This window comes from Pseudoduganella aquatica (genome assembly GCF_020865585.1).
GTDB lineage: Bacteria > Pseudomonadota > Gammaproteobacteria > Burkholderiales > Burkholderiaceae_D > Rugamonas > Rugamonas aquatica_A.
In genome coordinates this window covers 1697069-1722567 of the sequence record NZ_CP086370.1, presented here as the reverse complement: position 1 = coordinate 1722567, position 25499 = coordinate 1697069, and the positions used below count along the sequence as shown (strand labels likewise).

The 25499-nt window shown below is 65.1% G+C and carries 22 protein-coding genes; 8 read left to right on the top strand and 14 right to left on the bottom strand.

The genetic code is table 11. The annotated features are described in order from the left end of the window. Positions 1 to 16 precede the first annotated feature (16 nt). The 9 genes from KT882_RS07600 to KT882_RS07560 form a co-directional block, all read right to left on the bottom strand. On the bottom strand, positions 17 to 1732 hold the full coding sequence (locus KT882_RS07600; RefSeq protein WP_161072544.1) for a putative bifunctional diguanylate cyclase/phosphodiesterase: 1716 nt from the start codon (positions 1730 to 1732) through the stop codon (positions 17 to 19). After that, on the bottom strand, positions 1729 to 2967 hold the full coding sequence (locus KT882_RS07595; protein WP_161072545.1) for a Zn-dependent hydrolase: 1239 nt from the start codon (positions 2965 to 2967) through the stop codon (positions 1729 to 1731). The genes KT882_RS07600 and KT882_RS07595 overlap by 4 nt, the downstream gene beginning before the upstream one ends. A gap of 86 nt (positions 2968 to 3053) precedes the next feature. Further along, entirely contained in the window at positions 3054 to 4448 is a 1395-nt protein-coding gene (gene hydA, locus KT882_RS07590; protein ID WP_228895154.1) for a dihydropyrimidinase, read from the bottom strand. A 30-nt stretch (positions 4449 to 4478) separates the two neighbouring features. Continuing rightward, positions 4479 to 5963 (bottom strand): NCS1 family nucleobase:cation symporter-1, encoded by a 1485-nt coding sequence (locus tag KT882_RS07585; RefSeq protein ID WP_161072547.1) that lies wholly within the window; start codon positions 5961 to 5963, stop codon positions 4479 to 4481. A 119-nt stretch (positions 5964 to 6082) separates the two neighbouring features. Next, the gene (gene preA / locus KT882_RS07580) at positions 6083 to 7363 is read right to left on the bottom strand and encodes an NAD-dependent dihydropyrimidine dehydrogenase subunit PreA (protein ID WP_228895152.1); all 1281 of its coding nucleotides are present in this window, start codon (positions 7361 to 7363) and stop codon (positions 6083 to 6085) included. After that, positions 7363 to 8730 (bottom strand): NAD(P)-dependent oxidoreductase, encoded by a 1368-nt coding sequence (locus KT882_RS07575; protein WP_161072549.1) that lies wholly within the window; start codon positions 8728 to 8730, stop codon positions 7363 to 7365. The genes preA and KT882_RS07575 overlap by 1 nt, the downstream gene beginning before the upstream one ends. Positions 8731 to 8791: 61 nt before the next feature. Continuing rightward, the gene (locus KT882_RS07570; protein ID WP_161072550.1) at positions 8792 to 10294 is read right to left on the bottom strand and encodes a CoA-acylating methylmalonate-semialdehyde dehydrogenase; all 1503 of its coding nucleotides are present in this window, start codon (positions 10292 to 10294) and stop codon (positions 8792 to 8794) included. Positions 10295 to 10308: 14 nt separating this feature from the next. Then, complete coding sequence (gene ald, locus KT882_RS07565; RefSeq protein WP_228895150.1) at positions 10309 to 11424, bottom strand: alanine dehydrogenase; 1116 nt, start codon at positions 11422 to 11424, stop codon at positions 10309 to 10311. 54 nt (positions 11425 to 11478) lie between these two features. Further along, on the bottom strand, positions 11479 to 12795 hold the full coding sequence (locus KT882_RS07560; RefSeq protein ID WP_161072552.1) for an aspartate aminotransferase family protein: 1317 nt from the start codon (positions 12793 to 12795) through the stop codon (positions 11479 to 11481). A 174-nt stretch (positions 12796 to 12969) separates the two neighbouring features. Here KT882_RS07560 and KT882_RS07555 point away from each other — a divergent pair, with 174 nt between their 5' ends. Then, positions 12970 to 14439, top strand: coding sequence for an aminotransferase-like domain-containing protein (locus tag KT882_RS07555; RefSeq protein WP_161072553.1), 1470 nt, complete (start codon positions 12970 to 12972; stop codon positions 14437 to 14439). Between the two features lie 10 nt (positions 14440 to 14449). Then, complete coding sequence (locus KT882_RS07550) at positions 14450 to 15121, top strand: TetR/AcrR family transcriptional regulator (protein WP_228895148.1); 672 nt, start codon at positions 14450 to 14452, stop codon at positions 15119 to 15121. On the opposite strand, the gene KT882_RS07545 is transcribed toward KT882_RS07550, so the two are convergent. Next, the gene (locus tag KT882_RS07545; RefSeq protein ID WP_228895146.1) at positions 15105 to 16181 is read right to left on the bottom strand and encodes a collagen-binding domain-containing protein; all 1077 of its coding nucleotides are present in this window, start codon (positions 16179 to 16181) and stop codon (positions 15105 to 15107) included. The two genes, KT882_RS07550 and KT882_RS07545, sit on opposite strands and share 17 nt — an antisense overlap. A 105-nt stretch (positions 16182 to 16286) precedes the next feature. On the opposite strand from KT882_RS07545, the gene KT882_RS07540 reads away from it, so the two are divergent. The 6 genes from KT882_RS07540 to KT882_RS07515 all read left to right on the top strand — a co-directional run bounded on the left by KT882_RS07540 (position 16287) and on the right by KT882_RS07515 (position 19888). Then, positions 16287 to 16850 carry a GNAT family N-acetyltransferase gene (locus tag KT882_RS07540; RefSeq protein ID WP_161072556.1) on the top strand — a complete coding sequence of 188 codons (564 nt, stop codon included), beginning with the start codon at positions 16287 to 16289 and terminating at the stop codon, positions 16848 to 16850. A 132-nt stretch (positions 16851 to 16982) separates the two neighbouring features. After that, positions 16983 to 17246 (top strand): hypothetical protein, encoded by a 264-nt coding sequence (locus KT882_RS07535; RefSeq protein ID WP_187358700.1) that lies wholly within the window; start codon positions 16983 to 16985, stop codon positions 17244 to 17246. A 43-nt stretch (positions 17247 to 17289) separates the two neighbouring features. Then, the gene (locus KT882_RS07530) at positions 17290 to 18216 is read left to right on the top strand and encodes a sensor histidine kinase (protein ID WP_161072557.1); all 927 of its coding nucleotides are present in this window, start codon (positions 17290 to 17292) and stop codon (positions 18214 to 18216) included. After that, positions 18216 to 18974 (top strand): LytR/AlgR family response regulator transcription factor, encoded by a 759-nt coding sequence (locus KT882_RS07525; RefSeq protein ID WP_228895144.1) that lies wholly within the window; start codon positions 18216 to 18218, stop codon positions 18972 to 18974. Before KT882_RS07530 ends, KT882_RS07525 begins: the two co-directional genes overlap by 1 nt. A 93-nt stretch (positions 18975 to 19067) precedes the next feature. Beyond that, entirely contained in the window at positions 19068 to 19499 is a 432-nt protein-coding gene (locus KT882_RS07520) for a VOC family protein (RefSeq protein WP_161072559.1), read from the top strand. Next, entirely contained in the window at positions 19496 to 19888 is a 393-nt protein-coding gene (locus KT882_RS07515) for a YybH family protein (RefSeq protein ID WP_161072560.1), read from the top strand. Before KT882_RS07520 ends, KT882_RS07515 begins: the two co-directional genes overlap by 4 nt. A gap of 43 nt (positions 19889 to 19931) precedes the next feature. Here KT882_RS07515 and KT882_RS07510 read toward each other — a convergent pair whose 3' ends face one another. The 4 genes from KT882_RS07510 to KT882_RS07495 form a co-directional block, all read right to left on the bottom strand. Beyond that, a complete protein-coding gene (locus KT882_RS07510) occupies positions 19932 to 21149 on the bottom strand; it encodes a nucleoside deaminase (RefSeq protein WP_161072561.1) in 1218 nt (405 codons plus the stop codon). A gap of 5 nt (positions 21150 to 21154) precedes the next feature. Continuing rightward, the gene (locus tag KT882_RS07505) at positions 21155 to 21562 is read right to left on the bottom strand and encodes a cytidine deaminase (RefSeq protein WP_161072562.1); all 408 of its coding nucleotides are present in this window, start codon (positions 21560 to 21562) and stop codon (positions 21155 to 21157) included. A gap of 62 nt (positions 21563 to 21624) precedes the next feature. Further along, a complete protein-coding gene (gene deoA, locus KT882_RS07500) occupies positions 21625 to 22947 on the bottom strand; it encodes a thymidine phosphorylase (protein ID WP_161072563.1) in 1323 nt (440 codons plus the stop codon). Between the two features lie 159 nt (positions 22948 to 23106). Beyond that, the gene (locus tag KT882_RS07495) at positions 23107 to 25491 is read right to left on the bottom strand and encodes an aldehyde dehydrogenase family protein (RefSeq protein WP_371869355.1); all 2385 of its coding nucleotides are present in this window, start codon (positions 25489 to 25491) and stop codon (positions 23107 to 23109) included. Positions 25492 to 25499: the final 8 nt, after the last annotated feature.

The following is a 25499-nucleotide window of genomic DNA, read 5'->3' as shown; positions in this document are numbered from 1 at the left end:
CGTGGGCCAGCTTGCATCATACGGGAAAAGCGGCCAGCGACGCCTGCTCGATGAAAGCCTGCAGCGCGTCCGGCGGCAGCGGCCTGCTGTACAGATAACCCTGGAACAGATGGCAGCCGCCCTCGCGTATCAGCTCCAGCTGCGCTTCCGTCTCCACGCCTTCGGCCATCACTTCGATGCGCAGCGCCTTGCCCAGCCCCGCGATGGTATGCACGATGGCCTTGCCATGGCGGCCGCTGTCCGCGTCCCACACAAAGGAGCGGTCTATCTTGAGCTGCTCCAGCGGCAGCCGGTGCAGATACGACAGCGAGGAATAGCCGGTGCCGAAATCGTCCAGCGAAAAGCCCACGCCCTCGGTCCGCAGCAGCTCCATGCGCGCTATCGTCGCTTCCACATCCTTCAGCAGCAGGCTCTCGGTCAGCTCCAGCTTGAGCCGGTCGGCGCGGGCGCCGGTCTCGGCCAACGCAGCCAGCACCTGCTCCACGAAGTCCGGCCGGTGGAACTGCTGCGCGCTCACGTTGACCGCCATGCGCAGCTGCGCAGTGCGCGCATCGTCCGCCCAGCGCGCCAACTGCGCGCAGGCGGTGCGCAGCACCCAGCTGCCGAGCGGGATGATGATGCCGGTTTCCTCGGTGAGCGCAATGAACTCGCCCGGCGGCACCATGCCGCGCTGCGGATGGCGCCAGCGCAGCAGCGCCTCGGCGCCCGTCATCTGGCGGCGCAGGTCGCACTGCGGCTGGTAGTGCAGCTCGAACTGGCCCTCGCCCAGCGCCTGCCGCAAGTCCGCCTCCAGCGCCGCGCGCGCCGCCACGCGCTGCTCCATGCCGGCCTCGAACCAGGTGCTGGTGTTGCGCCCCGCCGCCTTGGACTGGTACATGGCCAGGTCGGCCCGCTTCAGCACTTCCTCGATGCTGCCGCTGGTGCTGTCCAGAATGGTCACGCCCACGCTGGGCGTGCTGTAGTGCAGAACGCCGGCGATATCGAAGGGCAGGTCGAAGGCGTGCAGGACCTTGTCAGCCACTTCGCGCGCATGCAGCGCCGCCGCCTCGCCGCCCTCGCCCATCTCCTCCAGCAGCACCACAAACTCGTCGCCGCCGAAGCGCGCCACCGTGTCGCTGGAACGCACCGATTGCAGCAGGCGCTGGCCTACCTGCTGCAGCAGCATATCGCCCTTGTCATGTCCGCGCGCGTCGTTGACGGATTTGAAGTTGTCGAGATCGATGAACAGCACCGCTCCGCAATGCAGGGTGCGGCGGAAGCGCTCCAGCGCGCGGCCTATGCGGTCCATCAGCAGCTGGCGGTTGGGCAGGCCGGTCAGGCGGTCGTAGAAAGCCAGCTGGTGGAACTCGGCCTCCTGCGCCTTGCGCGTGCTGATGTCGAGGAAGTAGATCGCCAGGCCCTCCTCCGAAGGATAGGCCCGCACCTCGGTCCACAAATCCAGCGGTGCGTAATATTCCTCGAACAGCACGGAAGTGCGCGTGGCGATGGCGCGGTGGTAGGCCTGGTAATACGGCCCGCCCACCGCTTCCGGGAATTTCTCCCAGATGTTCATGCCGATGACTTCCTCACGCGTGCAGTGCAGCAGGCGTTCGGCTTCGCGGTTGATGAAGGTGAGGCGCCAGTCCCGGTCCAGCATCAGGAAGGCGTCGGAGATATTATCGAGAGTGCATGCGAGGAGCGCGCCCAGCCGCTGGGCATCCGCATCGGAACACGGCGGGCGCGGGTCGCTCATTGCATGGCTCTTGCCCTCTCCAGCATGGCGTGCAGCAGCACGTTGCAGCCGGCTTCGAGGTGCTCGGGTTTCGCATCCTCGATTTCGTTGTGGCTGATCCCGTCCTTGCACGGAACGAAGATCATGCCGGCCGGCGCCACGCGCGCGGCATAGATCGCGTCATGTCCCGCACCGGAGACCACGTCCATGGTGGAGTATCCCAGGCTGGCCGTCGCGCTGCGCACCGCCTCCACGCAGTCCGGATGGAAGGGACACGGCGGATAATAGGAAACGCGCTCGATCTTGATGCCGAGCCTAGTCTCCTGGCGGGTTTTTTCGATAAAGGCCAACATTTCCTCGTGCATGGTGTTGAGCAGCTCATCATTCACATTGCGCAAATCTATACTGAATTTTACCTCGCCCGGGATGACGTTGCGGCTATTTGGGAAAACCTGCATCATGCCCACCGTGCCCCGGCCATAAGGAGGGTAGCGGTTTGCTATCGAAACGACTTCCTGGATGATGCGGGTGGACACCTGCATCGCATCCTTCCGCAGATGCATGGGCGTCGGCCCGGCGTGCGCTTCCATGCCGGTGACGGTGCAGTCGTACCAGGACAGCCCCATCACCGCGGGCACCACGCCGATCACCTTGCCCTCGTCCTCCAGCACCGGGCCTTGCTCGATGTGGGTCTCGAAATAAGCGCCGATGGGATGCTGGCCCGGCACCTGGTCGCCCTTATAGCCTATGCGCTCCAGTTCCTCGCCCACCGTCTTGCCGTCCACGTCCCTGGCGGCGTACGCGTGCTCCAGCGTGAAGGCGCCGCAGAACACGCCGGAGCCCATCATCACCGGCACGAAACGCGAGCCCTCCTCGTTGGTCCAGAACGCCACCTCGATGGGCGCCTCGGTCTGCACGCCGTGGTCGTTCAATGTGCGCACCACCTCTATGCCGGCCAGCACGCCGTAATTGCCGTCGAATTTGCCGCCGGTGGGCTGGGTGTCGATATGGCTGCCCGTCATGATGGGCGGCAGCGCGTTGTTGCGGCCGTCGCGGCGCATGAACACATTGCCGATCTGGTCGATGGTGATGCTCATGCCGGCTTCCTTCGCCCAGCCAACCACCAGGTCGCGGCCCTGCTTGTCCAGGTCCGTCAGGGTCAGGCGCTTGACGCCGCCCTTTTCCGTCGCGCCGATCTTGGCCAGTTCCATCAGCGAGGCCCACAGGCGGTCGCCGTTTACACGCAATTCGTTCATATCAGACTCCTTAGATGCTTGTGATCGGTTTGACGGCTCACGCCGCATGCGGCTCCGGCGGGTTACGCGGTGCCCGCTAACCCGCCCTACGTGGCGGTGACTGGTTTGAATGCCGGACGGTCGATATGGCGGCCCGCGCCTTCAACCGCGCGCAGCTCGCCCGCGTGCCAGACGATCTTGCCGGCCGCCAGCGTGGTCGACGGAATGCCTTTCACCGTGCGCCCTTCGAATACATTGAATCCGCCCTTGTTGTGCTGGGTCTTGGCTGAAATCGTGCGCGTGCCCTGCGGGTCCCACACCACGATATCCGCATCCGAACCCACCGCGATCAGTCCCTTGCGCGGGTAGATATTGAAGATCTGCGCCGCATTGGCCGACGTCACCTTGACGAACTCGGACGGAGTGAGCCGTCCAGTGTTCACGCCCGCATCCCAGATCACCGCCATGCGGTCTTCCACGCCGCCGCAGCCGTTCGGAATCTTGCTGAAGTCGTTCTTCCCGGCCGCCTTCTGTTCGGCGCAGAACGTGCAGTGGTCCGTGGCCGTGGTGTGCAGATTCCCGCCTTGCAGGCCATGCCACAGCGCGGCCTGGTGCTGCTTGCTGCGGAACGGTGGGCTCATCACGTGCGCAGCGGCGAACTCGAAGTCCTCGCTCTGGTACACGCTGTCGTCAATAATCAAATGCCCGGCCAGCGCTTCGCCGTACACGCGCTGCCCGTTGGCGCGCGCCCGCGTGATCGCCTCCAGCGATTCCTGGCAAGACACGTGCACAATGTAGACCGGCGTGTGAAGCACATCAGCAATCGCAATGGCGCGGTTGGCCGCTTCGGCTTCCACTGCCGGCGGACGCGAAAGCGGATGCGAGCTTGGCCCCGTCAGCCCCTGGCGTATCAGGTCCTGCTGCAGCTGATAGACCAGTTCCCCGTTCTCCGCGTGCACGGTGGGAATGGCGCCCAGTTCCAGGCAGCGGCGGAAGCTTTTCACCAGCGTCTCGTCGTCCGCCATGATGGCGTTCTTATAGGCCATGAAGTGCTTGAAGCTGTTCACGCCGTGGTCGCGCACCAGCGTGCCCATGTCGCGATGCACGCTCTCGTCCCACCAGGTGATGGCGACGTGGAAGGTGTAGTCGCCGGCCGCCTTCTGCGCCCAGCCGCGCCACTGGTGGTAAGCCTCCATCAGCGACTGCTGCGGACTGGGAATCACGAAATCGATAATGGTGGTGGTGCCGCCGGCCAGGCCCGCCGCCGTGCCGGTGAAGAAATCGTCAGCCGTCACGGTGCCCATGAAGGGCAAATTCATGTGCGTGTGAGGATCTATCCCTCCCGGCATCACATACTGGCCGCTGGCGTCGATCACCGTGGCGGATGCGGGCGCATCCAGGTTTTCGCCAACGGCGACGATCTTGTCGCCGAAGCACAGCACATCGGCCTTGAATGCCCGGTCGGCATTGACCACGGTGCCGCCGCGAATAATGATGCTCATATTGCGCTTCTCCAAAACGGGGTTGTGTGACTACGGTTGTGCGGCCGGCCGCAGCGCTGCGGGCGCGCGGCCCTTCATCATGACGCCGTAGACCAGCGCCGAGATGGCAATGCCGACAAACCAGGCATAGGTATAAATCGTTTTGAACACATCGGCCACGCCGGGGAAGGACGCCGGGAAGGCGGCGTTCAGGAAGCCGGGAATATTCGGCGCCACGCCCACGATGAAGGCGGCGATGGCCGCAAGGTTCCAGCCGCTGCCATAGGAATACTGGCCGTCTTCGCGGTAGAGCTGCTCCACGTTGAGTTCCGTCTTGCGGATGAAGTAGTAATCGATGATGAGGATGCCCGCGATGGGACCGAGCAGCGCCGAGTAGCCGATCAGCCAGGTGAAGATATAGCCCTGGGTGGACTCCAGCAGCTTCCACGGCATCATGACGATGGCAATGGAGGCGGTGAGATAGCCGCCCGCGCGGTAGCTGATGCGCTTGGGCGCCAGCGCGGAAAAGTCATACGCAGGCCCCACCAGGTTGGCGGCCAGGTTCACGCTGACGGTGTCGATCAGCAGTATCACCAGCGCCACCAGCACGGCCACGCCGGTCATGCGGCTGGCCAGGTCCACCGGGTCCCAGATCGCTTTGCCGTACAGAACCACCGTTGCCGACGTGACGATCACCGCGAGCGCGGCCAGCAGGCCCATAGGCACAGGCAGGCCCACGGTCTGGCCGACCAGCTGGTCGCGCTGGGTCTTGGCGAAGCGGGTGAAGTCCGGGATGTTCAGCGCCAGCGTGGCCCAGAAGCCTACCATGGCCGTCAGCGAGGGCCAGAAGGTGGACCAGAACTGGCCGGCCTTCTTGCCGCCTTCCACGAATTGCGAAGGCTGGTCCAGCAGCGGGCCGAAGCCGCCCGCCTTCTGGTAGACCCAGCCGAGCAGAACGAAGCAGATCAGGATTTTCAGCGGCGCGGTGTAGGTCTCCAGTTTGCGGATGGCGTCCATGCCGTGCACGATGTACCAGAACTGGATGGCCCAGAAGGCCAGGAAGCACAGCAGCTGCATGCCGTTGATGCCCAGGCCGGCGATCTTGGCGCCGCCGATCTCGCCGCCCAGCAGCACGCCGATCAGCGTGTAGATCATCTGGCCGCCGAACCAGGTCTGGATGCCGTACCAGCCGCAGGCGACGATGGCGCGCATCAGCGCCGGCAGCCGCGCGCCGGAGGTGCCGAAGGAGGCGCGCGCCAGCACGGCGTACGGGATGCCGTACTTGGTGCCGGCGTGGCCGATGGCCAGCATGGGCAGCAGGACGATGGCATTGGCGAGGAACACCGTGAAGACGGCCTGGTAGGCGGACATGCCGCCTTCGATCAGGCTGGCCGACAAGGTGTAGGCCGGGATGCACATCACCATGCCGACCCACAGGGCGGCAAAGTGGTACCAGCGCCAGGTGCGCTGCGCGGCGCTGGTGGGCGCCAGGTCTTCGTTCCAGAGTTGGGTGCTGCCGGACAAGTCATTGCTCACTGCATCTCTCCCGGGAAGTTGCGGCTTATTGGCGGGTTACGAGCTTCGCTCTAACCCGCCCTACGTCGCCTGGTGATTCGTAGGGCGGGGTTAGGCGGCACGCCGTAACCCGCCATATCTTACGCGGCTTTGACCTCGCGGCGCGGGTTGCGCGGGTCCTGCGTCCAATTCATGTAGGGCTTGCCGGTATCCTGCGGCACCATGGTGATGCAGCCCTGCACGGGACAGGTGATTTCGCACAGGTTGCAGCCCACGCATTCCTCCTTGATCACCTCGTAGGTTCGCACGCCCGCCGCATCGATCAGCTGCGCAATGGACTGGTGCGAGGTGTCCTCGCAGGCCACGTAGCAGCGGCCGCATTTGATGCAGTCGTCCTGGTTGATCTGCGCAATCACCTGGTAGTTCATGTCCAGGTATTTCCAGTCCGTGGTGTTCGGCACCGCCTTGCCCATGAACTCGCCGATGTTCTTGTAGCCCTTCTCGTCCATCCAGCGCGACAGGCCGTCCTTCATCTCCTCCACGATGCGGAAGCCGTGCAGCATGGCCGCCGTGCACACCTGCACGCAGCCCGCGCCCAGCGCGATGAACTCGGCCGCGTCCTGCCAGTTGCCGATGCCGCCTATGCCGGAGATCGGCAAGCCCTTGGTCTGCGGATCGCGCGCGATCTCGGCCACCATGTTCAGCGCGATCGGCTTGACCGCCGAACCGCAGTAGCCGCCGTGCGTGCTGGCGTTGCCGACGGCGGGGAAGGCCACCATGCGGTCCAGGTCCAGGTGGGTGATGGAGTTGATGGTGTTGATCAGCGATACCGCATCCGCCCCGCCGTTGTGGGCGGCGCGTGCAGGCGCCCGCACGTCGGTGATGTTGGGCGTGAGTTTCACGATCACCGGCAGCTTGGTGTGCGTCTTGCACCAGCGCGTCACCATTTCAACGTACTCGGGCACCTGGCCCACGGCCGCGCCCATGCCGCGTTCCGGCATGCCGTGCGGGCAGCCGAAGTTCAGCTCGATGCCGTCCGCGCCGGTGGCTTCCACCAGCGGCAGGATGTCGGCCCACAGCTTCTCCTCGCAAGGCAGCATCAGCGACACCACGATGGCACGGTCCGGCCAGGCTTTCTTCACCTCCGTGATTTCGCGCAGGTTGATCTCAAGCGAGCGGTCGGTAATCAGCTCGATATTGTTGAAGCCCAGGACTTCGCGGTTCTTGCCGTAGTGCGCCGAATAGCGCGACGATACATTGACGGCGGCCGGGTCTTCGCCCAGCGTTTTCCACACCACGCCGCCCCACCCTGCCTCGAATGCGCGCACCACGTTGTAAGCCTTGTCGGTCGGCGGCGCGGAAGCCAGCCAGAACGGGTTGGGCGATTTGATGCCGCAGAAATTTACGCTCAGATCGGCCATTATGCAGCCTCCACTTTCAGAAGTATGTCTTGATGTATCGCTTGCGCGGCCAGCTTCCCGTGCTGCACCGCCTGCACCGTCAGGTCCTGCCCCGGCGCCACGCAGTCGCCGCCGGCATACACGCCGGGCACCACGGTGCGGTAGAACTCGTCCACGTGGATCTTGTCGCCGTCGCGCGCAATGGTGGACGCCATCGGGTCCGACAGGCTGGCGCCGTCCAGGCTCTGGCCGATGGCCTTGAACACCGCGTCGGCCGGCAGCTCGAAGGTGATGCCCGTGCCTTTCAATTTGCCGTTGTCCAGCACCGTGTTCTCGAAACGCATGCCGCACACACGGCCGTCTCCGTCCAGCAGTACCCGCTGCGGCGCGGCCCAGGTACGCATGCGCACCTGGTTGGCCTTGGCGATCTCCTGCTCGTGGTGGGTGGCGCTCATGTCGTCGAAGCCGCGGCGGTACACCAGCGTCACTTCCTCCGCGCCCAGGCGCTGGATCTGCACCGCCATATCGACGGCGGTGTTGCCCGCGCCGATGACGATGGCGCGGCGCGGCACACGCAGCTTGCTCAGGTCATCCGCCTGGCGCAGCTCGGAGATATAGTCCACGGCGGCCAGCAGGCCGGGCGCTTCCTCTCCGGTCAAACCCAGCGCGCGGCTGGCGCCCAGGCCCAGGCCCAGGAACACCGCGTCATATTGCGCGTGCAGGTCTTTAAGCTGCACGTTGCCGCCCAGCGTCTGGCCGTGGCGCACTTCGATTCCGCCTATGCCGAGCAGGAACTCCACTTCCTTCTGAGCGTAGTCGTTGGTCAGCTTGTACTTGGCGATGCCGTATTCATTCAGGCCGCCGGATTTCTCCTGCGCCTCGTAGATCACCACGTCGTTGCCCAGCATTGCCAGGCGGTGCGCGCAGGACAGGCCTGCGGGGCCTGCGCCCACCACGGCGATGGTCTTGCCGGTGGACGGCGCGCGCTGGAAGGGATGGTCCTTCAGCGTCATGTTGTCGAGCGCGTAGCGCTGCAGCAGGCCGATTTTCACCGGCTGGCCTTCGGCGTCGTCGTTGCGTACGCAGGCGTCCTCGCACAGGATTTCGGTGGGACAGACGCGCGAGCAGCTGCCGCCCAGGATGTTCTGCTTGAGGATGCCGACCGCCGCGCCGTTCACGTTGTGGTCGTGGATGTTGCGGATGAAGCTGGCCACGTCGATCTCGGATGGGCAGATGCGGGTGCACGGCGCGTCGTAGCAGTACAGGCAGCGCGCGCTCTCTATCGCGGCCTGGCGCGCGTTCAGCGGCGGCGCCAGGTCGGTGAAGTGTTCGCCCAACTCGGCGTTCGTGGCTTTGGGCTGCGGTAGGTGTGTGAGTGTGGCGATCATGTTTTTAATCCCAAGGAAAATTCTGAAGTCAGCCCCGTGAGGCTGGCCTCGGCAGTCAAAGTCACTTCATCTGCGGAAATGCAAATTCCGCGCCAGCGCTGGCGGTGTTCGGCCAGCGCTGCATCACGGCCTTGTGGCGCGTGTAGAAACGCACGCCTTCCGGACCGTAGGCATGATGGTCGCCGAACAGGCTGCGCTTCCATCCGCCGAAACTGTTGAAGGCCATCGGCACCGGCAGCGGCACGTTCACGCCCACCATGCCCACCTGGATCTGGCGCACGAATTCGCGCGCCACGCCGCCGTCGCGCGTGAAGATGGCCACGCCGTTGCCGTACTCGTTGCTGTTGATGAGTTCCACCGCGTGCACCACGTCCGGACAGCGCATCACGCACAGCACGGGGCCGAAGATCTCTTCCTTGTAGATGGTCATATCCGGCGTCACATGGTCGAACAAGGTGCCGCCGACAAAGAAGCCTTTCTCGCGTCCCGGCACTTTGAAATCGCGTCCGTCGACCACCAGCGTGGCGCCCTGCTCCACGCCTTCGCCGATCAGGCGCTCGATGCGCTGCTTGGCTGCGCTCGTGACCACAGGCCCCATTTCGGCGCCTGCCTCCATGCCGTCGCGTACTTTCAGTGCGGCGGTGCGCTGTTTCAGTGCACCTATCAGCTTGTCGCCCGCGTCGCCGACGGCCACCACCACCGAGATCGCCATGCAGCGCTCGCCGGCCGAGCCGTAGGCCGCGCCCATCAGCGCATCCACGGCCATGTCCATGTCCGCGTCCGGCATCACCACCATGTGGTTCTTGGCGCCGCCCAAGGCCTGCACGCGCTTGCCGTTTGCGCTGCCGCGCGCGTAGATGTATTCGGCGATAGGCGTGGATCCGACGAAGCTCACCGCCTGCACCACGGGATGGTCCAGCAGCGCGTCGACCGTCACCTTGTCGCCCTGGATCACGTTGAACACGCCGTCCGGCAGGCCCGCTTCCTTCAGCAGCCTGGCATGCAGCAGCGAGGGCGACGGATCGCGCTCGGAAGGCTTGAGCACAAAGGTGTTGCCGCAGGCGATGGCGACCGGGAACATCCACATCGGCACCATCACCGGGAAGTTGAACGGCGTGATGCCGGCCACCACGCCCAGCGGCTGGCGCATGGACCATGCGTCGATGCCGCGCGAGATCTGGTCGGTGAATTCGCCTTTCAGCATTTGCGGTATGCCCACCGCGAACTCCACCATCTCGATGCCGCGCGCCACTTCGCCTTGCGCGTCGCTGAAGGTCTTGCCATGCTCGCGGGTGAGCATGGCGGCGAATTCGTCGGTGTGCTGCTGGCACAGCTGCAAATACTTGAACAGCACGCGCGCGCGCGTCAGCGGCGGCGTGGCGGACCAGGACGGGAAGGCTGCAGCGGCGGCCTGCACGGCCGCATCCACTTCCTCCGCCGTGCCCAGCGCCACGCGCGCAACCGGCTCGCCCAGCGCGGGGTTGTACACGTCGCCGTAACGGCCGCTGTGCGTATCAACCTTGCCGCCGTTGATGTAATGGGTAATGGTGTCTAAATCGCTCATGCTGCTTGCTCCGGTCAGGCCAACAGGGAGTCGGCCGAAATATAGGGGTAGCCCAGGCCATGCGCCACCGCTTCATAGGTGACATGGCCCTGGCATACGTTCAATCCGTTCTTCAAATGCGGGTTCGCCTGCAGCGCGCGTTTCCAGCCCTTGTCGGCCAGCGCCACGGCGTGCGCGATGGTGGCGTTGTTCAGCGCGAAGGTAGACGTGCGCGCCACCGCGCCCGGCATGTTCGCCACGCAGTAATGCACCACGCCGTCCACGATAAAGGTGGGCTGCTCGTGCGTGGTGGCGTGCGATGTTTCGAAGCTGCCGCCCTGGTCGATGGCCACGTCCACCACCACCGCGCCCTTCTTCATGCGCGAGATCATGTCCCTGGTCACCAGCTTGGGCGCGGCCGCGCCGGGCACCAGCACGCCGCCTATCACCAGGTCCGCGTCCAGCACCGCTTCTTCGATGGTGTGCGCGTTGGAATACATGGTGGAGACGCGGTTGCCGAACACCAGGTCCAGCTGGCGCAGGCGGTCCACGCTTTTGTCGAGGACCGTTACGCGCGCACCCATGCCCACTGCGATCTGCAGCGCATTGGTGCCCACCACGCCGGCGCCGATAATGGCCACGTGGCCCGGCGCCACGCCCGGCACGCCGCCCAGCAGCAGGCCCATGCCGCCCTTGGATTTCTCCAGGTGCGCGGCGCCGGCCTGGATGGACATGCGGCCCGCCACTTCGCTCATCGGCGCCAGCAGCGGCAAGCCGCCGTTCGCGCCGGTGATGGTTTCATACGCCAGGCAGACCGCGCCGGATTTCACCAGCGCGCGGGTCTGCTCAGGGTCCGGCGCCAGGTGCAGATAGGTGTACAGGATCTGGCCTTCGCGCAGCATGGCGCACTCCTGCGGCTGCGGCTCCTTCACTTTGACGATCATCTCCGCGCGGGCGAAGATTTCTGCCGCCGTATCGATAATGGAAGCGCCCGAGCCTTCGTACATCGAGTCGGTCAGACCGATGGCCGCGCCTGCGTTTTTTTGCACCAGAACCTGGTGTCCGCGCAGGACCAGCTCTTTCACGCTGGCCGGGGTAAGGCCAACGCGCGATTCCTGATTTTTGATCTCTTTCGGTACGCCTACCAGCATGGCTGTCTCCTTTTAGATTCTGGGGTCAGACCCGATGGGGTCTGACCCCTGCCTTTAGTCGAGATTCTTCAACACCTTCGCCAACTTTCCGAACAACTCGTCAATATGCTTTTTCTCGAACACCAGTGGTGGCGACAGCGCGATGATGTCGCCGGTGGTGCGTATCAAAATGCCGTCCGCGAATGCCTTCTTGAACGCATTGAAGGCGCGCGCGCCGGGCTTGCCTTCGATGGGCGCCAGCTCGATGCCGGCGATCAGGCCGATGCTGCGGATGTCGATCACGTGCGGCAGGCCTTTCAGCGAATGCACCGCGTCGGCCCAGTATTCCTGCAGGCCCTTGGCGTGCTCCAGGATGTTCTGCTCCTTGAACACTTCCAGCGTCGCCAGCGAAGCGGCGCAGGCCACCGGGTGGCCCGAGTAGGTGTAGCCGTGGAACAGCTCTATGCCGGCCGGCGCTTCCATGAAGGCGTCGTGGATGAATTTCTTGGAGAACACCGCGCCCATCGGGATCACGCCGTTGGTCAGGCCTTTGGCGGTGGTCATCATGTCCGGCTCCACGCCGAAGTAGTCGGCGGCGAACGGCGTGGCGAGGCGGCCGAATCCGGTGATCACTTCGTCGAAGATGAGCAGGATGCCGTGCTTGGTGCACAGCTCGCGCAAGCGCTTCAGATAGCCCTTGGGCGGGATCAGCACGCCGGTGGACCCGGCCACCGGCTCCACGATCACCGCCGCGATGGTGGACGCGTCGTGCAGCGCGACGATGCGTTCCAGTTCGTCGGCCAGGTTGGCGCCGTGCTCAGGCTCGCCGCGCGTGTAGGCGTTCTTCTCCAGGTTGTGCGTGTGCGGCAGGTGGTCCACGCCGGGCAGCATTACGCCGTAAGGCTTGCGGTTGCCGGCGATGCCGCCCACCGAGATGCCGCCGAAGCCCACACCGTGGTAGCCGCGCTCGCGGCCGATCAGGCGGGTGCGGCTCGCCTCGCCGCGCGCCTTGTGGTAGGCCAGCGCGATCTTGAGCGCCGTGTCCACCGCTTCCGAACCGGAGTTGGTGTAGAACACATGGCCGAACTTGTGGTTGCTGTACTCCATCAGCTTTTCGGCCAGGTCAAAGGCGGCCGGGTGGCCCATCTGGAAGGTGGGCGCGAAATCGAGCTGGCCTATCATTTCGCGCACCGCCGCCACAATCTTCGGCTGCGCGTGGCCGCAGGGTACGCACCAGAGGCCCGCCGTGCCGTCCAGGATGGCGTTGCCGTCCACGTCCTTGTAGTACACGCCTTCCGCCGACACCAGCAGGCGCGGGTTGGCTTTGAAATCGCGGTTGTTCGTAAACGGCATCCAGAAGGACGACATGGATGCTGGGCGGGACTCGTTCATGCATTTCTCCTTAATTTTTTACAAACCGTAAAAATCTTTACCAGTTGGCAAAATCATGGTGCAATAATAGTCAGCGGCTTCACTATGGCACAGATACACAATCAGCAAAACCAGCCAACCGTACAGGTTACAAAAACAATACAGTTTTGATATAACTTTATTTGGAAACCAAGAATGGATGAGCTAACGGCAGCGCAGGAAGCAGGCTGCGCCCCCGGCGAAGGCGGCGGCTGGCCCGTGCTGGCCATAGAGCGGACGCGCAAAGGCAGCCTGGTGGACCAGATCGTTTCCGCCATTACGGCCATGGTAGCCCGCCGGGAGTTGCGCATCGGCACAAAAATGCCGTCGGTTAGACAATTCGCAAAGTGTAATGGCGTGTCCACCTTTACAGTTGTCGAGTCCTACGACCGCCTGGTCACGCTGGGCCTGCTGTCTTCGCGCCGCGGTTCGGGCTATTTCGTGGCCCGCCAGGACGTGCCCGCCACCTTGCTGCCGCAGCCCCTCCACCCCGCCCCGGTCCACATCGACGCGCTCACGCCCGAGCTGTATTCCGGCGTGTCCGAAGCGCTGCCGGTGGGCGCGGGCTGGCTGCCGCCCGAGCTGTACGGCGAGGACACCATCCTCGACGCGGTGCGCCAGGCCATGCGCATTCCCGCCAACCGCCTGCGCGGCTACGGCCATCCGCTCGGCTTTCCCACGCTGCGCCAGCACATGGCGGCGGTGCTGAGCGACGAGCTGTATCCGGTGGAGCCGGAGCAGATCCTGCTCACGCACGGCGCCACCCACGCTTTCGACCTGGTGCTGCGCACGCTCACCAAGCCGGGCGACACGGTGCTGGTGGAAGATCCGGGCTACAGCAACCTGCTGTCGCTGATACGCCACCACGGCTGCATCCCGGTCGGCATACCGCGCGGCGCGAATGGCCTGGACATGGCCGTGCTGGCCGAGCAGGCCAGGCTCCACAGCCCCAAGCTCATGTTCGTCAACACCGTGCTGCAAAACCCGCTCGGCACTTCGCTCACGCACGCGCAGGCGCACCGCCTGCTGGCATTGGCCGAGCAGTTCGACTTCTGGCTGGTGGAGGACGACATCTACCGCGAGCTCACGCCGCGCGGCGAGGCTTCGCTGGCGGCCATGGACGGCCTGCGGCGCGTGATACGCGTGGGCAGCTTCTCCAAGACGCTGTCGCCGGTGCTGCGGGTGGGTTCCATCTCGGCCTCGGGCTCGCTGCTGCCCGAACTGCTGCGTGTGAAGATGCTGGCCGGGCTGACCACCTCCGAGATCAACGAGCGCGCCGTGTTCCACGCGGTGACCGCGCGGCCCTACAAGCGCATGGTGGAAAAGCTGGTCAGCCAGCTGGAGGAAAGCCGCGCGCGCAGCACCGAGAACCTGGCGGCGGCCGGACTGCGGCCGCTGGCCCAGGCGCGCGGCGGCATGTTCGTCAGCGCCGGCTGGGAGCAGGCGCCCACGCCCGAACTGAATGGCAAGACCATCGCCGACCTGGCGCTCAAGTCCGGCATCCTGCTGTCGCCGGGCGAATTTTTCATGCTGCGCCCCTGCGCCAGCATCTGGTTCCGCTTCAACGCAGCCTACAGCGACAGCGCGCAGCTGCGCCAGTTCCTGCAATCCGTCCAACCTCGCTAGAAAGTACGCCATGCCAGAAGTGAAACTGAATATGGTTCCAGGCCTTGCTGCCGCGCCCAAGGTGAAGCGGCGCGTGATCAACCGCGACAAGCTGGAATCGGACATCGCCGCCGTGGCGGTGCGCATGTTCGCCGAATGCGGCTACGAGGGCACGTCCATCGCCGCCATCGCCGAAGCGGCCGACATGTCCAAGCAAAACCTCATGTACTACTACCCCACCAAGCAGGCGCTCTACCAGCGCGTGCTGGACGACGTGCTGGACGACTGGCTGCAGCGCATGGAAAGCCTGGCCGACGAGGAGCACGAACCTGGCGAAGTGCTGCGCGCCTACATCCAGGCCAAGCTGCGCTTTTCGCGCGAGCAGCCGTGGGCGTCCAAGGTGTATGCGATGGAAATCATCAGCGGCGCGCAGCTGTACGGCGAGCAGATCAAAAGCCGCGTGGTGCCGCTGCTGCGCAAGGATATCGACGTGTTTGAGAAGTGGATCGCGGCGGGACGCATCGCGCCGCTGAACGCCACCCATTTGATCTTCATGATCTGGGCGATGACGCAGTCCTACGCCGATTTCTCGGCGCAGATGGCGCTGGTGCTGGACAAGAAGCAGCTCACCCGCAAGGATTACGACGACGGCGAGGCCACCATCGTGCGCATGGTGCTGGCGACGATCAGCGCGCCCGGCTGACCGCGCTGCGGCGGCGGCCGAGCAGGCCCATCACGCCCAGGCCGGCGGCGAGCAGCGCCATGCTGGCCGGCTCCGGCGCGGCGGCCGAAGGACGGCCCGCCAGACCATTATTGCTGCCTGGCAGCGTGCCGGTAAAGCTCTGCAGGTGGATTTCGGCGCGCTGGTCCAGGCCGTTGACGTAGACGCCGCCTTCGATATTCTGGTTATTGGTCAGATAAGCGCCGGTGGCCAGCAGCGAGCCGCCCCACTGGCTGTTGACGGTGAGATCGGTGGCGTTGTAGAAGTTCCACAGCAGCTGGCTGCCGTACTGCTGCGCCGAGCCGCCCAGGAAATTGGCGCCCAGGCTGGCGCTCTGGACGTCGGTGTTCAGGATGACGGTTTTGGCGCCGTTCAGGTTGAAACGGAACTCGCCCTTGGTGAACAGTACGGTATCGATGGCGGTCAGGTCGAACACGGCCAGGCCGTTCGCGTTGACCACCGCGTTGAAGATGGCCAGGTTGCCGTCGAAGGTCACGCTGCTGCCGGTGCTGCCCAGGGTTTTCAGGCTGGACGACAGGCCGCCCAGCACGCTGCCGAAGTTGGTGGAAGTCGATGCGGCAAGGTTGGCGAGCATGAGCTCGTCCGGCGTGGAAAGCTTGCCGCCGTTGAAGTTGTTGCCGCTGCTTGCCCCTTCCACATAAGCCTTGCCGTTCAGGTTGCTGTTGCTGGCGCCGCCCTTGATGACGCTGCTGCCCTGGTTGACGGTGGAGTTGCTCAGGCCGCCGCCGATCACGGCGCCCAGGCCGTTCACCTTGACGTTGCTGGCCGAGCCGGCCACGGTCAGGCCGGCGTAGCTGGAAGCCGGGGTGTCGTTGACGTGCTGCACGTAGTCGCCGCCGGACAAGGCGCCGCCCACATAGGTGCGGCCGTCGGTATGCGAGCTGGACGTGGCGCTGCCCAGCACCACGGTATTAAACTGCTTCAGGATCTCCGTGGCCGACAGGGCCGTGGCGTGCGCAGCCGCCGGCAGCAGGCCGGTAGCGGCCAGGACGAGCGTGGTAAGAAGGGAGCGGAAAGGCATCAATTTGACCTCTTTTGCAACTTTGATTGATTTGCATTAAAGTAACACTATGTGTAATTTTAGCACGATAGTGCCTTTTGGGAATTTAAATTAACCGGTAGAAATATGGCAAGCTTGCCCAAGATCACACTGAAAACCGAGCGCCTGGTGCTGCGCCACATCGAGGAGGCGGACGCGGCCGCCCTGTTCGGCATCTATTCGGACCCAGAGACCATGCGCTACTGGAGCAGCCCGCCGTGGCAGGAGCAGGCCCAGGCACAAGCCCACGTGGCCATGACGCTGGCCGGCTACGCGGACGGCTCCATCTTCACCATGGGCCTGACCCTCCCGGCGACGGGCGAGCTGATAGGCGTGTGCCGTTTGCACCAATTCAACCGCCAGAACCGGCGCTGCGAGATGGGCTACATCCTGTCGCGTGCGCACTGGGGCAAGGGTTATATGCAGGAAGCCATCGCGGCCACCATCAGCCACGGCTTCCAGGCCTTCGACCTGCACCGCATCGAAGCCGACGTGGACCCGCGCAACACCGCCTCGGCCGCGCTGCTCAAGCGCCTGCATTTCGTGCACGAAGGCCATTTGCGCCAGCGCTGGATCGTGGACGGCGAAATCTGCGACACCGACTTCTTCGGCCTGCTGCGCGCGGACTGGGAAGCGCAGCGCGGAACTTAGCCGGCCCAGTCCGGCGCAATTCGCCGCCCCCTGCGCGCAGCTTATCCCGCAGAAATGCCGATTCGTCGGAAAGCGGCTGCGCCGCCCGGAGCCGCTTGATACATTGTGACCATACCAACCACGGAGGTCACTATGAAAACCATCAACCGCACCATCGGCGGCGTGTTCCGCGAAGTAGGCCTGGCAGCCCAGCAGATCGGCCGCGCTTTCACCCGCGCCCTGTCGCGCATGTCCTGGCCTGCCCTGCTGGCAAGCTGCATAATGATGGCGCTGCTGCTGACCATTCTGCCGCTGGCGCTGACGCTGTTCGCCATCTTCCTGCTGCTGAAGATCGCCATCGCGCTGATCGCCGGCCACAATGCCAGCAAGCACGTGCACGAGAACAAAGAGCAATAAGCAAAGCGCAACAAGCAAAGCAACCTGAGCAAGGACTACTGAAATGGCATTCAGCCGCACCAAAAAAGGCACCCGCAGCCTGTTCGCTTTCATCGGCGAAGTGGGAGACACCGCCCGCACCCTGTGGTGGAACTTCTTCGACTGGCTGGCCCAGGTTGAATGGCGAAAACTGGCCGTCATCGCCCTGGTGGCGCTGATGCTGAGCGCACCGTTCCGGCTCGGCGAATCGGTCGCGATGCTCATCGTCTTTTCGGTCGGCCTGAAAGTGCTGGCGGGCGGCAAGCGCCGCGCCGAAGGCGAGGCCCGCGTGGCCGAGCAGCAGGCCGGCACGGAAACGCTGGAGCGCCGTCTGGTGGAAGCGCAAATGGCCGCGCTGCAAGCCCAGGTCGAGCCGCACTTCCTGTTCAACACGCTGGCCCTGATCGGCCAGCTGATCGAAACCGATCCGCCGCAAGCGGCCAAGATCCACGCCCACCTGATCGATTACCTGCGCGCCACCCTGCCGCAGATGCGCGCCAAGGGCAACGGCACGCTGGGCCGCCAGATCGAGCTGTCGCGGGCCTACCTGGCCATCATGCAGGCCCGCATGCGGGAACGGCTGGCCGTGTCCATCGACGTGGCGCCCGACCTGCTGAGCGCGTCCTTCCCGCCGATGATGCTGCAGACGCTGATCGAGAACGCCATCAAGCACGGCCTGGAACCCAAGGTGGAAGGCGGCCGCATCGACATCCGCGCCAGCGCCAGCAGCACCGCCGCCGGCAATGTGCTGCAGATCGAAGTGCAGGACGACGGCGTGGGCTTCGACGTGCACGCCGGCGACGGCCTGGGCCTGACCAATATCCGCGAGCGCCTGCGCCTGCTGTACGGCAGCCGCGCCCAGCTCATCATTGAAGCACCGCTGGACGGCGGCGCCCGCGCCATCATCCGCATGCCCTTCGCGCCAGACATTTTTGCCGGAAGCAAACTGTAATGAAGACCCCGACCGCCATCATCGCCGACGACGAAGAGCCGATGCGCCAGCTGCTGCGCGCCCGCCTGCACGAAGCCTGGCCGCAGCTGCAGATCGTGGCCGAGGCCGCCAACGGCGTGGAAGCCATCGCGCTGACCGGGCTGCACCAGCCGGACATCGTCTTCCTCGACATCCGCATGCCCGGCCTGTCCGGCATCGAAGCGGCGCGCATGCTGTTCAACCGCTGCCACATCGTCTTCGTCACCGCCTACGACCAGTACGCCATCGAGGCCTTCGAGCAAGGCGCGCTGGACTACCTGCTCAAGCCGGCCGGCGGCGAGCGCCTGAAGACCACTTGCGAACGGCTGCAGGCGCGGCTTGGCAAATCGCCCGACAATATCGAGCGCCAGTTGACGCAGTTGCTGGCGCACACGGCGCAGCGCAAGCCGCAGGAATTCCTGAAATGGATACAGGCCCAGGTGGGCACCAGCCTGCGCATGATCAGCACGCGCGAAGTGCTGTTCTTCCGCGCCGATGAAAAATACACGCGGGTGCAGACGCTGGAAGGCGAAGTGCTGATCCGCAAGACGCTGAAAGAGCTGGAAGACGAGCTGGACCCGAAAGAATTCTGGCGCATCCACCGCTCCACGCTGGTGCGCGTGGACGCCATCGCCGAAGTCAAGCGCGACCTGCGCGGCCGCCAGATGGTACGCGTGTGCAATTCGGACGAGGAACTCGAGGTCAGCCGGGGCAACACGCATTTGTTCCAGCAGATGTAGCAAACGCGTACACGCCGCACTGCAACAACTTGCTCCGCTCCGGGTGCTGGTCTATATTATTCGGACTAGCCTCACACCACTCAGGGGGAGCACATGTCCAGCATACCGAAGAACACCCGCGCCACCATCACGCCGTGTCTGCGCTACCGCGACGCGCCCGCCGCCATAGAATGGCTGTGCCGCACTTTAGGTTTCGAGCGGGCACTGGTTGTTCCGAACGAAGACGGCACCATCGCGCATGCGCAGCTTAGCTACGGCAACGGCATGGTGATGCTCAGCTCCATCTTCAACACCGAGTTCGGCGAGCTCATGGCGCAGCCGGCCGACACCGGCATGAAGGTCACCCAGTGCTGCTACCTGGTGGTCAACGACGCCGACCTGGTGCACCAGCGCGCGGTCGACGCGGGCGCGCCCATCATCATGCCGCTCAAGGACGAGGCCTACGGCGGGCGCGGCTTCACCTGCCGCGACCCGGAAGGCCAGTTGTGGAGCGTGGGCACTTACGACCCGTGGGCCAGTGCATGAGCGACGAACTGGCAATCCGGCGCGTGATCGCCGCATGGATGGAGGCGACCCGCGCGGGCGATGTGGAGAAGGTGCTCAAGCTGATGACGCCGGACGCGGTCTTCCTGGTGGCAGGCCAGCCGCCCATGCATGGGCGCGACGGCTTCGGCGCCGGCCTGCGCGCGCTGCTGGCCACGCACCGCATCGAATCGGACAGCACGGTGGACGAGGTGGAGGTTTGCGGCGACATGGCCTGGTGCCGCACCACGCTGGAAGTGCGCGTGCTGCCGCTGGCCGAAGGCGGCAAGGCCATGCGCCGCGCGGGGCATACCTTGTCCATCTTCCGCAGGAATAGCGAAGGCGCGTGGCAGCTGGCGCGCGATGCGAATATGCTGGCGCCGGTGGCGTAAGCGGCGGGTTACGCGCCCTGCGCTAACCCGCCCTACGTTGCAGCTAAGCGGCTAACGACGCGATCAGTCCACTATCGGCCACCTGCACCGGCCGTATGCGTATCAAATGCCGGTACAGGGGCGGCATGGACTGGCAGATCCGTTCCAGCGCCTGCTGCGGCAGCGAGGGATGCACATATTGGAACTGCGCCGGATTCGACTCCGGCAGTTCGCCCTCCATGGTCGAGCCATACGCGCCCAGTTCCATGAAGCTCAGGGCGCCGTCGTCCGGCCCGTTGGCAAACACAAACGTGCCGTCCTTCGGATGGCCCAGGTACTGGCGTACTTCCTCGCGCTGCGCCGCGCTGGCGCCGTCCATCAGCTTGTAGCGCAGTTGCGCATAAGCGCGCGTGCACTCCATGAACGCCGTGCGTATGCCCGACTTGTTGCGCCGTCCCGGCATGCACAGCAACAGATTGCCAAAGGAGTCCAGCAGCGCCACGGCGTCGCCCTTCCCGCCCATCACCTTGTCGCGCGCCATGGCCTTTTTCAGGGCCGGCGCCAGGCTTGCGTCCGGCCGCTGCGGCGCGCAGCGCACCGAGAGCGCCTCCGGATACACCTTCTTCAGCGCGCACAGGATGGCGTGCTTGGGCGACAGCGTGGCCGGGTCTTTCAGTTCCTCGCGCGGCGGGTCGGCATTGAACAGCGCCATCGCTCCCTTCGCCGTGGCCTCGAACACCAGCGAGCACAAGGCCTGCGTCGGCTCGCTGATGGTCTTCCCGATAAAGAAGGACTTCGGCGCCATGCCGTGCGCGGCGCGCGCGTACTGCGAGTCGCCCAGCACCGCCGGGTAGCCGAAGGTGGACCGGGCCTGCGCGCGCAAGCCTTCCGGCAGCGCGTCGAAGGAAGCGCTGCTGTCGTAATTGATGCCCGCGTTGGCGTCGGTGGCCGCCACCAGCACGTTGAAGCCACCGGCCAGGATGGCGCCGGTGCACATGCAGCAAGGGTCGAGCGAGGTGACGATGGTGATGTCCTTCGGCTCGGGCAGCGGCGTGCCCTTGGCGCGCTCGGCGTGATACCAGTCGATCAGCTGGCGCTCGCCGTGCGCGGTGGGGTCGTACACCATGCCCTGGCGGATGACGTTGTTGTGCAGCGACTTGAGCACCTTGCCGGTTTGATCCAGCATGGCGCCACCGACGCCGAAAGTCCCCTGCGTCTTCGCCACGATGGCCTCGGCCGCCGCAACGGCGACCGCAGCCTGAACGTCGATTACCTTCTTCAAGATGCTTACTTCTTCTTCAGGTCCGCGCCGCCGAAGGCGTTCGGCAGCTGGGCCGCCGCGGTGGTCTCGAAGACGTCGCCCTTCAGGTTGGCCAGCACCACCGGCAGCTCGTTGCCGCCCAGTTCCAGCGTCACCTGGCGGCAGGCGCCGCACGGCGCGATAGGACCGTCGGTCTCGCCGATCACGGCCAGCTTGTCGAAATCGCCCGGCTTGTAGCCGTGCGCGATGGCGCTGAAGAAGGCGGTGCGCTCGGCGCAGTTGCACAGGCCGTAGGACGCGTTCTCCACGTTACAGCCGTGGAAAACCTTGCCGTCATTGGTCAGCAGCGCAGCGCCGACCTTGAAGTTCGAGTAAGGCGTGTAGGCTTTCAGGCGGGCCTGCGCGGCTTCGGCGATCAGTTGTTCGTTGTTCATTGAGGAATCCTTGAGAACCTGGGGTCAGACCCATCGGGTCTGACCCCGGCCCTTCGATGGTGTTATGGACGGATGGTACGGTAGATGACCGGGTTGGCGGCGGGCGCGGTGTCGGCGATGGTGTAGGCTGCCTGGATCTGCGCCACGGCGGCTTGCGCTGCCGCTTCGGTGCGGGCATGCACCCTGGCCAGCGGCTGGCCGGCTTGCACCGGCTGGCCCAGTTCGACCAGGTCGGTAAGGCCGACGGCGAAGTCGATCTTGTCGGTCGGCACGCGGCGGCCGCCGCCCAGCGACACCACGGCCAGGCCGATTTCGCGGCACACGGTCTTGGACGCAAAGCCGGACGACAGCGCAGGCACGTCCACCACAACAGGCGCATGCTCCAGGTGCTTGTCCATATTCGTCATCAGGTCGGACGGGCCGCCCAGCGCGGTCACCATGCGCGCAAAGCGCTCGGCGGCTTCGCCGGAGTCCAGCGCGTGCTGCAGCTTGGCGCGCGCTTCGGTTTCGGTGGCGGCCAGCTTGCCCAGCACCAGCATCTCCGCGCACAGCGACATGGTCACTTCATGCAGGCGCGCCGGACGGGATTTGCCGGTCAGGTAGTCGATGGCGCCGCGCACTTCCAGCGCATTGCCGGCCCATGGCGACAGCGATTCGTTCATATCGGTCAGCAGCGCGGAGGTCAGCGTGCCGGCGCCGTTGCCGACGGTGACAATGCTCTCGGCCAGGTCCACCGATTTTTCGTAGCTCGGCATGAAGGCGCCGGAGCCCACTTTCACGTCCATGGCCAACACGTCCAGGCCAGCCGACAGCTTCTTCGACAGGATGGAGCCGGTGATCATGGCCACCGATTCCACCGTCGCGGTCACGTCGCGGATGGAGTAGAAGCGCTTGTCGGACGGCGCCAGCGAGGCGGTCTGGCCGATGATGGCCACGCCCACTTCGCGCACCACCTGGCGGAACTTGTCGTTGTCCGGCACGGTGGAGTAGCCGGGGATGGAGTCGAACTTGTCCAGCGTGCCGCCGGTGTGGCCCAGGCCACGGCCGGAGATCATGGGCACGAAGCCGCCGCAGGCTGCGATCATGGGGCCGAGCATCAGCGAGACCACGTCGCCCACGCCGCCGGTGGAGTGCTTGTCCATCACCGGGCCGGGCAGGTTCAGGGATTTCCATTCCAGCACCTGGCCGGAATCGCGCATGGCCAGGGTGAAGGCCACGCGTTCGTCCATGTTCATGTCATTGAAGAAGACGGCCATGGCCAGCGCGGCGATCTGCCCTTCGCTGACACTGCCGTCGGTAATGCCGCGCACGAAGAACTGGATTTCTTCGGCAGTCAGGGCGCCCTTGTCGCGCTTTTTGCGGATGATCTCTTGAGTGAGGAACATGGCTTTTTTCTCTTCTTTGTAAGGTATTTGGGGCCGCAGGCCAGGGTCTGGTCTGCGGCCCCTTTGGCGGGTTACGCTGCGCTAACCCGCCCTACGTGCTTGCGCGGCGCGGGTGCGTCTTGCGTAGGGCGGGTTAGCCGAAGGCGTAACCCGCCAACATTAGACGCCGTATGGAATCCAGATGTTTTTCACTTGCGAGGCATGCGCCAGGACTGCGCGGCCGCCCACCTGCGCGGTGCTGTACCAGTCGCGGCCTTTGGCGCCGCCGGTCCAGGTGCGCTTGAGCGACGCTGCCGACAGGCGCTCCACTTCGGCGCAGCCTTCGGCCGAACCGTCATGGCGCCATACGGCGTCGATGTCCGAGTGCGAAGCCAGCGTGCGCGCCAGTTCGTCCGCCGAACCGGTGACGATGTTGACCACGCCGCCCGGCAGGTCGGACGTATCGAACACCTGGTACAGATCCGTTGCCGACAGCGGATGCGCTTCCGAAGGCACGACCACCACGCGGTTGCCCACTGCAATCGCAGGGGCCACCAGCGAGATGAAGCCCAGCAGCGGCGACTCGTTCGGCGCCACGATGCCGATCACGCCGATGGCTTCGTTCAGCGCCACGGTAATGCCGTGCATAGGCGGCTGGTGCGCCAGGCCGTCGTACTTGTCGGCCCACGCCGCCCAGTAGAACAGGCGCTCGATGGCCGCTTGCACTTCCTTCTCCGGATTCTTCGCGCCGGTCATCGCGCCGATGCGGGCAGCGAATTCCTCGCCGCGCGCGGCCAGGTTTTCTGCGATGTAGAACAGCACTTGCGCGCGGTTGTGCGCGGTGGCCTTGGTCCAGCCGGTGGCCTTGTGCGCGGCTTCCACGGCGTTGCGGATGTCCTTGCGGTTGCCTTCGCCCACTTCGCCGATGAACTTGCCGTCCGCGCCGTGGATGGCGCGGCTGTAGGCGCCGTCAGGGCGGGCCTGCTTGCCGCCGATGTACAGCTTGGCGGTGCGGTCGATGGCGAATGCGTCGGCGGCGGCAGGAGCTGCCTTGGCTTTCGCAGGCGCTGCAAGCACAGGTGCGGCAGGACGCGCGTCTTCCGACACGGGCACCAGGTATTCGTACATGCCTTCGCGGCCGCCTTCACGGCCGTAGCCGGATTCGCGGTAGCCGCCGAAGCCGCAAGCGGCGTCGAACTGGTTGGCGGTGTTGATCCATACCACGCCGGCCTTGATCTGCGGCGCCACGTCCAGCGCCAGCGAGATGTTCTCGGTCCATACGCAGGAGGCCAGGCCGTACACGGTGTTGTTGGCCAGCTGTACCGCTTCAGGCGGGGTGCGGAAGCTCATCGCCACCAGCACGGGGCCGAAGATTTCGGCTTGCGCCACGGCGGCGGAGGTCGATGCGCCGGTGATCAGCGTAGGCGGGAACCAGGAGCCGTCGGCCGGGATCTGGCAGCCGGCAGGCTGGTACACGGTGCAGCCTTCGCTGCGGGCCGATTCCACCAGGCCGGCGATGCGCTGCTGCTGCACCGGATCGACCAGGGCGCCGATGTCCATCGACTTGTCCAGCGGCGAACCGAGGCGCAGGTTGTCCATGCGCGCGCGCAGCTTGTTCAGGAAGCGCTCTTCCACGGATTCCTGCACCAGCAGGCGCGAACCGGCGCAGCAGACCTGGCCCTGGTTGAACCAGATGGAATCGACCAGGCCTTCGACTGCGGCGTCCAGGTCTGCATCTTCGAAGACGATGAAGGGCGACTTGCCGCCCAGTTCCAGCGACAGCTTCTTGCCGCTGCCTGCGGTGGCCTGGCGGATCAGGCGGCCCACTTCGGTGGAGCCGGTGAAGGCCAGCTTGTCGATGCCTGCATGGTTGACGATGGCTTCGCCCACGCGGCCGTCGCCGGTGACGATGTTGACCACGCCGGCAGGCACGCCTGCCTGCACGCAGATGTCCGCGAACAGCATGGCGGTCAGCGAAGTGAATTCGGCCGGTTTGAACACGACCGTGTTACCGGCGGCCAGCGCAGGAGCGATTTTCCACGCCAGCATAAGGAGAGGGAAATTCCATGGGACGATCTGGCCTACCACGCCCACCGGGCGGTGGTTGGCGAATTCTTCGTCCTGCAGCTGTGCCCAGCCTGCGTGGTAGTAGAAGTGGCGCGCCACCAGCGGCAGGTCGGCGTCGCGGGTTTCGCGGATGGTCTTGCCGTTGTCCAGCGTTTCCAGCACGGCGAACAGGCGCGAATGCTTCTGCATCAGGCGCGCGATCGAGTACAGGATCTTGGCGCGGCCATGGCCGCCCAGGCCTTGCCAGCCCGGCTGCGCGCGGCGCGCGGCTGCCACGGCGCGGTCGACGTCGTCGCCGGTCGCCTGCGTCAGCTTGGCCAGCTCTTTGCCGTCGGCCGGATTGTTCGATGCGAAGGTTTCACCGGCGTCGCTCCAGGCGTTGTCGATGAACAGGCCGAACTGGCGGCCTTTCTGGTCCAGCCACGCTTGCGCTTCTTTCTGGCTTTCTGGTGCCGGGCCGTATTCCATGGTATTGAGGATCTCGTTGATAGTTGGCATAGCGGTGT

Coding starts and splice junctions, on each gene's coding strand:
- KT882_RS07555 (WP_161072553.1), top strand. CDS start 12,970: ATGGATGAGCTAACGGCAGCGCAGGAAGCAGGCTGCGCCCCCGGCGAA.
- KT882_RS07560 (WP_161072552.1), bottom strand. CDS start 12,795: ATGAACGAGTCCCGCCCAGCATCCATGTCGTCCTTCTGGATGCCGTTT.
- KT882_RS07535 (WP_187358700.1), top strand. CDS start 16,983: ATGAAAACCATCAACCGCACCATCGGCGGCGTGTTCCGCGAAGTAGGC.
- KT882_RS07530 (WP_161072557.1), top strand. CDS start 17,290: ATGGCATTCAGCCGCACCAAAAAAGGCACCCGCAGCCTGTTCGCTTTC.
- hydA (WP_228895154.1), bottom strand. CDS start 4,448: ATGAGCATCATTATTCGCGGCGGCACCGTGGTCAATGCCGACCGGGCA.
- KT882_RS07540 (WP_161072556.1), top strand. CDS start 16,287: ATGGCAAGCTTGCCCAAGATCACACTGAAAACCGAGCGCCTGGTGCTG.
- KT882_RS07545 (WP_228895146.1), bottom strand. CDS start 16,181: ATGCCTTTCCGCTCCCTTCTTACCACGCTCGTCCTGGCCGCTACCGGC.
- KT882_RS07520 (WP_161072559.1), top strand. CDS start 19,068: ATGTCCAGCATACCGAAGAACACCCGCGCCACCATCACGCCGTGTCTG.
- KT882_RS07505 (WP_161072562.1), bottom strand. CDS start 21,562: ATGAACAACGAACAACTGATCGCCGAAGCCGCGCAGGCCCGCCTGAAA.
- KT882_RS07575 (WP_161072549.1), bottom strand. CDS start 8,730: ATGATCGCCACACTCACACACCTACCGCAGCCCAAAGCCACGAACGCC.
- KT882_RS07515 (WP_161072560.1), top strand. CDS start 19,496: ATGAGCGACGAACTGGCAATCCGGCGCGTGATCGCCGCATGGATGGAG.
- KT882_RS07495 (WP_371869355.1), bottom strand. CDS start 25,491: ATGCCAACTATCAACGAGATCCTCAATACCATGGAATACGGCCCGGCA.
- KT882_RS07570 (WP_161072550.1), bottom strand. CDS start 10,294: ATGAGCGATTTAGACACCATTACCCATTACATCAACGGCGGCAAGGTT.
- ald (WP_228895150.1), bottom strand. CDS start 11,424: ATGCTGGTAGGCGTACCGAAAGAGATCAAAAATCAGGAATCGCGCGTT.
- KT882_RS07550 (WP_228895148.1), top strand. CDS start 14,450: ATGCCAGAAGTGAAACTGAATATGGTTCCAGGCCTTGCTGCCGCGCCC.
- preA (WP_228895152.1), bottom strand. CDS start 7,363: ATGGCCGATCTGAGCGTAAATTTCTGCGGCATCAAATCGCCCAACCCG.
- KT882_RS07525 (WP_228895144.1), top strand. CDS start 18,216: ATGAAGACCCCGACCGCCATCATCGCCGACGACGAAGAGCCGATGCGC.
- KT882_RS07595 (WP_161072545.1), bottom strand. CDS start 2,967: ATGAACGAATTGCGTGTAAACGGCGACCGCCTGTGGGCCTCGCTGATG.
- KT882_RS07600 (WP_161072544.1), bottom strand. CDS start 1,732: ATGAGCGACCCGCGCCCGCCGTGTTCCGATGCGGATGCCCAGCGGCTG.
- deoA (WP_161072563.1), bottom strand. CDS start 22,947: ATGTTCCTCACTCAAGAGATCATCCGCAAAAAGCGCGACAAGGGCGCC.